Below are 7122 nucleotides of genomic sequence, written 5' to 3' on the forward strand. Positions count from 1 at the left end.
GCCGCCGGGTGGGACGGCATGTCGAGGTGCGCCAGGTCGCCCGGCGGCGGGCTGCCGACCGGCCAGAGCGGTGCGGGCGCTCCGTCGGCCACCGCGGCGGGCGCGTCGGTGAGGTTCATCCGTTCGCGGAGGCGGCCGTAGAAGTCCATCGGACCGAGCCGTGCGACACGCAGTCCGCGCGGCGCGGCGTAGACGCCGATCCAGTCACCGGGGCCGAGCACGCCGCGAAGCTGTCCGTCGATGCTGACGGCGGCACGGCCCGAGCGCTCGAGCACCCGCATCCCGACGGGCTCGTCCGGGGCGGCGACGACCGAACGGTTGAACGCCATGTGCGGTGCCACCGGTGTGAAGACCAGCACCTCGGCGCCCGGTGAGACCACGGGACCGCCGGCCGCGAAGCTGTAGGCGGTCGAGCCCGTCGGTGTGGCCACCAGCAGCGCGTCGGCGGAGTACGAGGCCAGCAGCCGGCCCGCGATGTAGACGCCGACCGAGACCTGCCGGTCCCTGGCGAGCTTCTCCAGCACGACGTCGTTGAGGGCGCTCACGTCGAGCGGTACGCCCCACTCGCCGCCCGTCTCGCAGTCGGAACGCACACTGGTCGGCGGCAGCAGCGGGCCCCGGCCGTAGCGCATGAGCGCCTCGATGTCCGAGGGCACCTCCAGGCGGCGCGAGGCACGCATGGTCAGCAGCATGCGCCGCTCCACGTCGAGCCGGTCGTCACGCACGGCGTCCAGCGCCGCTCGCACCATGGTCATGGGCACCTCGGTCAGGAAGCCCACGCGGCCGAGGTCGACGCCCAGCACCAGTGCGTCGACGGCGGCGGCGAGCCGGGCCCCGCGCAGGAAGGTGCCGTCCCCGCCCAGGGTGACGACGAGATCGGGGTCGCCGGCCGCCGCCACCTCCTCCCGGGCGCTGTGCCGTCCGCCGTCGTTCCACACGTCGATGTCCTTGCAGGCGACGCCGTTCGCGGCGCACCACGCCCGGACCGTGCGTGCCGCCTCCGCGGCCTCGGGACGTCCGCCGTGCACGACCATGCCGACCCGGTCCACCGCCATGTCCGCCTCCTGGGCATCCGCTCGCCTCGTCCGTGCGCCACCCCATCCTGGCCGGGCGGGCGTGCGCAGGGGGCCGCACCACGCCGCGGCGGCCCGGTGCCGCGTGTGCGGTACCGGGCCGTCCGGGTGGTGCGGTGGCTCGTCAGCCCTGGCGGGCCTTGAATCGCGGATCCTTCTTGTTGATCACGAATGTCACGCCCCGCCGGCGCACCACCTGGGCGCCTGGCCTTGACTTCAACGAGCGCAGGGACTTGCGTACCTTCATCTCGGTCTCCTTCCGCGGGACTGCGCGGGGACGGGTGTCAGCGTTCCTCGCGGAAGAGGACGTGCTCCCCGGCGACCGGGTCGTACTTCCGCAGGACGAGCCGGTCGGGGTCGTTCAGACGGTTCTTGCGGGTCACGTAGGTGACTCCCGTCCCGGCTGCCGACTTCAGCCTGACGACGGGCCGCACGGTGCTGCGTGCCATGGGGTGCTCCTTCCGCCACCGCCCGATCCTTTTGACTCGGGCATGCCAGCATGGGGATCCAACGGCGTCGGCGGGCGGGATATTCCGGGCACCTCCACGCCGCGGGGCAGCAGCTCGGCGACGGCTCACGGCGTACGCGCCGGGAGGCGCGCGGGGTCGGCCTCCGTGGGTGGTGGCGCTGCGGTAGCCGGTGTAGGTGTACGGGTTGTCCAGGATCTTCGTCTCGGGGAAGTCGGGGTTCATCCCGTGTTCCCATGCCCCGGGGCCGAGCCGTCCGCGCAGATGCTCGACCGTCGCCTCGGCGGTCCTGCGGGCCCTGGCGAGGTCGATGCCGACCAGCCGGTGGTCGTGCTTGACGACACGCCCGTCGACGACGACCGTGTGCACGTCCGCGCGCTGGGCCTGGAAGGCGATGTGCCCGTAGGGGTTGATCAGCGGGAACATCACCGGGGAGTGGTCGTTCCTGATCAGGACGACGTCCGCCTTCTTTCCGGCCTCCAGGCTGCCCACCCTGTCGTCCAGGCCGAGCGCCTTCGCCCCGCCGCGGGTCGCCCACCGCACGACCTGTTCGGCACGGAGGTGGACGTGGGTGACGGTGTCGCCGCCGGCGTGCGCCTCGAGGTGTTCGCGCGCCCGGTCGGCACGCCGAGGGTGGCCCGCATCGCGGAGAACAGGTCCCCGCTCCACCACACACTGGTGTCCATGGAGAGGGAGACGGGGATGCCGTGTGCGCGCAGCGCCCAGGTGTGCGGATAGCCCTGGCCGCAGCTCTGCTCGCTCTCGGTGGACACCGACACGGAGCCGCCCGTGGCCGCGATGCGGTGGGGTGACGACCGCGCGCTGCGGACCTTCCTGCGTCAGCCCGCGCAGCGGGGGCGCCCCGCTCGGCAGCAGCTCCGGAGGTTCCTCGGCACGAAGAAGGGCCGCAAGATCCAGTACGGCCGTGTCCTCGTCGAGGCCCTCGGCCCCGAGCACGTACCCGCCCCGCTCGACGGCCTGCTCGCCGGCCTCTGACCGCCCCGGCTCGCGCCGGTGTCCCCGTCGTCCGGCCGTGAGGGTGGCCCGGCGGGCATCCGTGCCCGCCGCACCACCCCCCCCGCGTCACTCCCACACGCTCGTGTAGTTGTACTGACGGTCGTAGCGGGGCGTCCACAGGCTCGGGTACGGCTCGGTGATGTGGCCGCACGTCCCGTCGGCGCGGGCACGCCGGGTGCCGGACCGGTGCCGTACGACGTCGTCCTGCTGGGCGCACGACGCGGACCCGGCACGGCCGAGGCTGTCGCCGGAGGAGCGCCAGGTACTGCTCGCGTACGCCTCCGGACTCACGCTCGGGGCCACCGCATGCCGCGCCGGGGCCAGTCCGCACACCGCCGAGTACTACCTGGACCGTGTGAAGGAGAAGTACCAGCAGTCGGGCCGGCCCGACTGCGCCAGGACGGACCTGGCGGCCCGGGTCCGGGAGGACGGCTGGGCGGAGGACTGAGCGCACCGGCCCGGCCTCCGGCCGCGGGTCCGTCAGAACTTCGGTGTGGGGGCCTTCGAGTGCACCATCGCCGCCGCCTCCTCGTGGCTCTGCACCGACGGGGGTGATCCCTCGAGCGGCTGCTGCGCCGTCTCCTTCATGGAGGCCACCGCGATGACACCCACCAGGGCCGCGGCCATCGCGTAGTACGCGGGCATCATCTCCGAGCCGGTCACACCGATCAGGGCGGTGATGACCAGGGGTGTGGTGCCGCCGAACAGCGATGCCGACAGGTTGTAGCCGACCGACAGGGAGCCGTAGCGCACGGACGTCGGGAACATGGCCGGGAGCGCCGCCGACATGGTGCCGAGCAGACAGACAAGCGACAGCCCCAGCATCAGCATGCCGGCCGAGACGGCGATCAGGCTGCCCTGCCGTACGAGCACGAACGCCGGGGCGGACAGCACGAAGAAGCCCAGCATGCCGGTCATCAGCAGCGGCTTGCGGCCGTACCGGTCGTTCAGCCGGCCCACCTGGCTGATGATCAGCATCAGCAGCACCATGGTGGCCACCAGGATCAGCAGACCGTGGGTCTCGGAGTAGTGCAGCTCGTCGGAGAGATACGTCGGCATGTACGACAGCAGCATGTAGTCGGTGACGTTGTAGGCGCCGACCAGCGCGATGCACAGGATCAGCATGCGCCAGTGCTGCCGGAAGATCCTGGCGAGGTCGCCGCGGGCGGTGGTCTCCACCGAGTTCGCGGCCTCGGAGACGCGGACGCCGCCCTCCTCCAGCTTCAGGTACGCCGGCGTGTCGTCCAGCCTCAGCCGCAGGTAGATGCCGACGATGCCCAGCGGCCCCGCGACCAGGAACGGGATGCGCCAGCCCCAGGCGTCCATGGTGTCGGAGCCGAGCCAGGCGGTGAGCCCCGTGACCAGGCTCGCCGCGCCGGTGTAGCCGGCCAGTGTCCCCAGTTCCAGGAAGCTGCCGAAGTAGCCGCGCCGCCGGTCCGGGGCGTACTCCGCGATGAAGGTGGAGGCACCGCCGTACTCTCCGCCCGTGGAGAACCCCTGGAGCAGCCGGAAGAGGATCAGCAGCAGCGGTGACCAGAAGCCGACGGCCGCGTAGCTGGGGAGCATGCCGATGGCGGCGGTGCCGATCGCCATGAGGATCATCGTCAGCGCGAGCACCTTCTTGCGGCCGACCCTGTCCCCCATCGGCCCGAAGACCATGCCGCCGAGCGGGCGTACGAGGAAGGCGACGGCGAAGGCGGCGAAGGAGGAGAGCAGTTGCACGGTGTCGCTCCCGGAGGGGAAGAAGACACGGCCGATGGTCCCCGCCAGATAGGCGTAGATGCCGAAGTCGAACCATTCCATGGCGTTGCCGAGCGAGGCGGCCTTCACCGCGCGCCTGACCGCCCGTTCGTCCGTCACCGTGATGTCCGACCGGCGCAGCCGCGGGTTCCGGCGGCGCCGGACGGCACGGAACAGGGCCGGGTGCCGCTTGGCCGCCGCGGTGTCGTGCGGCGCCCCGTTGTCGGTGGAGGACGTGACCTTGCTCCTTTCCGTGACATACCGTGACAAAGGGGAACGTACCAGCGCCTTCGGTGGATCGCCTGGAAGCGTCCGCGACCGGTTCCGGCCGTCGCGGGTCCGGGGTGCTCCTCATGGCAGTCGGCTCCGGGCGAGGCCGTCCGCTCTCACCTGTATGCCTCCGCTGCGCTGGTCGCCCGGGCGCAGCGGTGATGCGGTGGGGGCGGGGGAGAACACGCCCGGGGCAGGTCGGTGCCGGGCGGTCGTCCCGTACTCAGGAGGCACTCGTGACCACCCCTCGCCCGATCGTCCGTCCGGCCCGTGTCCTGGCTCTCGCCCTGGCCGCCGGGACGCTGCTCGCCACGGCAGCCTGTTCCGGCACGGACGGCGGTGCGTCGTCCGGCTCCGAGACCGCCTCCACGGTCGCCGAGCGGGGCGTCGCCGCCCGGACCTCCTCGCCCTCCCCCTCGGACCTCACCGGGACCGGTGCGCGAAACGCGCTGATCACCCCGGAGGACATCGAGGACGACTGGACGCAGGTGGAGAACCCTCAGGAGTGGCGGGACTCCCTGCCGGTCGGCAGCGTCGACGTGGCCCAGTTCGTCAACGGGCAGAGCGACGCCTCGGAGTGCCGGCGTCTCGTCGACGCGCTCTACGACGAGACGCTGCTGGGCCGTCCGACGGGGGCGTCGGCGCTCACCGGGTTCCAGGAGGGCGACTCCCGGCTGCTCTACCAGGTCGCCGCCTACGACAAGCCCGACCTCGACGACTCGATGGAGTGGCTGAAGTCGCTTCCGGACACCTGTGACCAGTTCACGCTGACCGGCGGCGGCAGCGGCGACCGCACGGTCCAGGTCATCGGGCTGAAGCTGCCGGACAGCGGCGACTTCCGGCAGGGACTGACCGTGACGGTCAAGGGCGAGAGCAACGGCGACCCCGTGACCCTCACCCTGGATGTCGCCGCCGTCCAGATCGGCGCGGACGCGATCACGGTCACCAACGGCGGGCTCGACGGCGCCGGCCACGACACCACCTCGACCGCCGTGGAGCAGGGCGCGGAGCGGCTCGAGGACGTCCTCGCGGGCCGTACCCCGCAGCCCACACCCAGCGGCATCGACTGAACGGAGCCGGCCGGAGCGGTCCGGGCCGTGGCCGTGGGGAGGACGGCGCGCTCCGGGCGGGGGACGTCCGTCAGGCGTCCCCGACCGTCGTCCTGACGGGGGTGCCGATCTCGATCGTGCGGCTGACGGTGCAGAGCCGGTCGTGGGAGGTCCGCACCGCGCGGGGAAGGATCGCGCGGGCGCGGTCCGCCCCCTCACCGTCCGGGAAGGTGACGTCGAAGGCGGCCACCAGGCCGGTCATGCGGTTGCCCAGTTCGTCACTGATTTTGTCGCCGGTGACCGAGACCGAGAACCCGTCGGGCTCGGCGTGCCGGGCGGTCGCCACGTCGACGTCCGCGGCCGTACAGCCCCCGATGGCCGCGAGCAGCAGTTCCACCGGAGTGAAGTGCGCGTCCAGGCCGTCGCCGGAGGCGGTACCGAAGTGGATCGTGCCGCCGCGGGGGTTGGTGGCGACGTAGCGGCCGGTGCCGGTCCGTTCGACGACGACGGAACGCCGGGAGTCTTCGCTCATGCGCCGACAGTAGTACGGCGGGGACCCGCACGGCGGCGGGCGGGCCGCCCGCGCGCCGCTCCGCCCGGGCTGTGAGACGGTGGATGGGCAAGCCCCGCCGCGCGGGGCACGCGCTCTCCGCGTGCCGCAGGCCAGGAGGTCCGGTCATGACCGACTCGCGTGTTCCCGGCGGGGCACCGGCCGGCGAAGGCCGGTACGGGGAGGACCTGTTCGAACCGGAACGCCGGGGCGAGGCCGGGCGTATCGACGCCGGCGCGCTGGTGTACGACCCCTTCACCACACGTCGTCTGCGGATGCTGGGCGCGGGGCCCGGCCGGCGCTGTCTCGAGGTGGGCGCCGGTACCGGAACGGTCGCGCGGTGGCTGCTGGAGGAGGCGGGGGCCGAGGAGGTCGTCGCCCTGGACAGGGACACCGACGCGCTCGCTTCCCTCGGCGGGCCCCGGCTGCGGGTGCTCACCGGCGACCTCACGGACGAGCGGCTGGAGCCCGGTACGTTCGATCTGATCCACGCCCGGTTCGTCCTGATGCACCTGCCCGGCCGCCGGCGGATCGTCTCGCGGCTGGCCGGCTGGCTGAACCCCGGCGGAACGCTGGTGCTCGGCGACGCGGTGGAACTGCGCGACGCCCTCGACACCGGCTCCGCGTACCGGCGCACCATGGACGCCATGTGGCAGGCCCTGTGGACGACGATCGGCACCGACATCTCCGGCGTGCCGGCGTATCCGCGCTTCCTGAGGGAGGAGGGGCTGCGGAACGTCGCCGCGGAGGTGTGCTGCCCGCCCCTACTCCCCGGCAGTCCCCTGGCCCGGTTCTGGTCCGACACCTGGAGTCGTATGCGGCCGGCGCTGGAGGCGACGGGGCGGGTCGACGCGGATGTCGTCGAGGTGGCCCTCGCCTATCTGGACTCGCCGCGACTCGCCGAGCTCGGGCCGGGCCTCGCCGGGTGGTTCGACGGCCTTCTCCGACAGGTGCAC

Annotated in this window: 9 protein-coding genes and 2 pseudogenes; 5 read left to right on the forward strand and 6 right to left on the reverse strand. The window is 72.7% G+C overall.

What is annotated here, in order from left to right; all coding sequences use genetic code 11:
- The 4 genes and pseudogenes from B9S61_RS01915 to B9S61_RS41965 form a co-directional block, all read right to left on the reverse strand.
- Positions 1–1055: NAD(+)/NADH kinase (locus tag B9S61_RS01915; protein WP_103540625.1), on the reverse strand; the 1055-nt coding region annotated here is incomplete at its 3' end.
- Between the two features lie 142 nt (positions 1056–1197).
- Entirely contained in the window at positions 1198–1320 is a 123-nt protein-coding gene (gene ykgO / locus B9S61_RS01920; protein ID WP_019525784.1) for a type B 50S ribosomal protein L36, read from the reverse strand.
- 37 nt (positions 1321–1357) lie between these two features.
- Positions 1358–1522, reverse strand: a complete 165-nt coding sequence (gene rpmG / locus B9S61_RS01925; RefSeq protein ID WP_103540631.1) for a 50S ribosomal protein L33 — start codon at positions 1520–1522, stop codon at positions 1358–1360.
- Positions 1523–1936: 414 nt separating this feature from the next.
- Positions 1937–2083, reverse strand: a pseudogene (locus tag B9S61_RS41965) (amidohydrolase family protein); the annotation flags it as partial.
- A gap of 24 nt (positions 2084–2107) precedes the next feature.
- On the opposite strand from B9S61_RS41965, the gene B9S61_RS41970 reads away from it, so the two are divergent.
- From B9S61_RS41970 to B9S61_RS01940, 3 genes and pseudogenes are all read left to right on the forward strand, one after another.
- Complete coding sequence (locus tag B9S61_RS41970; RefSeq protein WP_258039506.1) at positions 2108–2278, forward strand: hypothetical protein; 171 nt, start codon at positions 2108–2110, stop codon at positions 2276–2278.
- Between the two features lie 69 nt (positions 2279–2347).
- Positions 2348–2536: pseudogene (locus B9S61_RS01935) on the forward strand (ATP-dependent endonuclease); the annotation flags it as partial.
- Positions 2537–2696: 160 nt separating this feature from the next.
- Entirely contained in the window at positions 2697–3005 is a 309-nt protein-coding gene (locus B9S61_RS01940) for a hypothetical protein (RefSeq protein ID WP_103540626.1), read from the forward strand.
- A gap of 32 nt (positions 3006–3037) precedes the next feature.
- Here the strand turns inward: B9S61_RS01940 and B9S61_RS01945 are convergent, their stop codons facing one another.
- On the reverse strand, positions 3038–4474 hold the full coding sequence (locus tag B9S61_RS01945) for an MFS transporter (protein ID WP_258039507.1): 1437 nt from the start codon (positions 4472–4474) through the stop codon (positions 3038–3040).
- 329 nt (positions 4475–4803) lie between these two features.
- Between B9S61_RS01945 and B9S61_RS01950 the strand changes: the two genes are divergently transcribed.
- Entirely contained in the window at positions 4804–5637 is an 834-nt protein-coding gene (locus tag B9S61_RS01950) for a hypothetical protein (protein WP_103540628.1), read from the forward strand.
- 70 nt (positions 5638–5707) lie between these two features.
- Here B9S61_RS01950 and B9S61_RS01955 read toward each other — a convergent pair whose 3' ends face one another.
- The gene (locus B9S61_RS01955) at positions 5708–6148 is read right to left on the reverse strand and encodes an OsmC family protein (RefSeq protein ID WP_103540629.1); all 441 of its coding nucleotides are present in this window, start codon (positions 6146–6148) and stop codon (positions 5708–5710) included.
- A gap of 146 nt (positions 6149–6294) precedes the next feature.
- On the opposite strand from B9S61_RS01955, the gene B9S61_RS01960 reads away from it, so the two are divergent.
- The coding region (locus B9S61_RS01960; RefSeq protein WP_103540630.1) for a trans-aconitate 2-methyltransferase at positions 6295–7122 on the forward strand (828 nt) is incomplete at its 3' end.

The sequence above is a fragment of the Streptomyces sp. SM1 genome (genome assembly GCF_002910825.1).
Classification (GTDB): domain Bacteria; phylum Actinomycetota; class Actinomycetes; order Streptomycetales; family Streptomycetaceae; genus Streptomyces; species Streptomyces okerensis.